We start from the raw sequence: 1315 nt of genomic DNA, 5'->3' as shown, positions 1-1315 counted from the left end.
GGATCAGTGAATGTAAAAGTGCCTGACACACCGCCTTCGCGAGCAAGCCCGCTCCCACAGGTGACGTGTTCTGCCCGGCAAATCTGCCGTGCGGCTGGCTTGAGCGCGCAAGAAGGCCTAGAATTCCCGCATTGTTTATTCCCCCAAGGTAGCCCCGTAATGTCCTTCGCTGAGCAACTAACCCGCCTGCAAGTCTTCCTCGACGCCGACGAGCTGCACGACGAGGCGCTGGATTACGTGGCCGCTCACGGCTACCTGACCGCCCTGTCGATCTGCTCGGACGTCGTGCCGGATCGCGAGTGGATCGACGCACTGTTCGCCGAAGAGCCGCACTACAGCGGTGAAGCCCAGCGCGAAGAAATCGAAGCCACGCTGATCGGCCTCAAGGCGCACATCGCCCGTCAACTGGCGTCGGATGAAGAATTCGAGCTGCCATGCGAACTGGATCTGGGTGAAGATCCGGACGATTCCGAACTGCGCGGCTGGTGCATCGGTTTCATGGAAGGCGTGTTCCTGCGCGAAGCCGCCTGGTTCGAAACCGCTGAAGAAGAAGTCAGCGAAATGCTTCTGCCGATCATGGTCGGTTCGGGCCTGTTCGACGAACAGCCTGAGTTCGAAGACATCGCCAAAGACGCCAACCTGATGGACGACATGATCGTGCAGATCCCGGAAGCCCTGACCGCGCTGTACTTGCTGTGCCAGGCGCCAGACGAAAAACCGGCGATCCTCAAGCCACGTCACCACTAAGATCCGGCCTATGGACAACCCCATAGGCAACCGCTCCCTGATGCTGCGCTACATCCTGCTGGCCGTCGGCTGGCTCAGCGTGGCATTGGGGGTGATCGGTATTTTCCTGCCTGTTCTCCCCACCACACCTTTCCTCCTGCTGGCTGCCGCGTGCTTCGCCCGCAGTTCGCCGCGTTTCTATCACTGGCTGGTCGAGCATCCCCGGCTCGGGCCATGGATTCGTGACTATCTCGAAGGCAACGGCATTCCGCTCAAGGGCAAGGTCTACGCGATCGGGCTGATGTGGGCGAGCATCCTGTTCTCGTGTTATCTGGTGCCAATGCCGTGGGCGCGCGGGTTTATGTTGACCAGTGCGGTGTTGGTGACGGTTTATATTTTGCGACAGAAGACGCGCCCTAAACGCTGAGTAAACGACGCGACCGTTCGTCTTGAAATCGCCCACACCTGTCAGATCTGACAGGTGACAGCCCTCTCCTTTCCAGCCATAAATCACTCCGTTGCCCAACCCAGACAGGAGTGATCGCAATGCTTGTCCAACCGCCGAGAGGAACATCCACGCTGATCCTGC

2 protein-coding genes are annotated in these 1315 nt (G+C 59.4%); both read left to right on the top strand.

The window, feature by feature from the left end:
• Positions 1-159 precede the first annotated feature (159 nt).
• Positions 160-747, top strand: coding sequence for a YecA family protein (locus GVL50_RS28410; RefSeq protein WP_053118230.1), 588 nt, complete (start codon positions 160-162; stop codon positions 745-747).
• A gap of 10 nt (positions 748-757) precedes the next feature.
• The gene (locus GVL50_RS28405; protein WP_159815844.1) at positions 758-1153 is read left to right on the top strand and encodes a YbaN family protein; all 396 of its coding nucleotides are present in this window, start codon (positions 758-760) and stop codon (positions 1151-1153) included.
• Positions 1154-1315: the final 162 nt, after the last annotated feature.

Source organism: Pseudomonas sp. 18058, from assembly GCF_902706155.1.
In the GTDB taxonomy this organism is placed as follows: domain Bacteria; phylum Pseudomonadota; class Gammaproteobacteria; order Pseudomonadales; family Pseudomonadaceae; genus Aquipseudomonas; species Aquipseudomonas rustica.
This window is presented reverse-complemented; position numbering and strand designations above follow the sequence as displayed.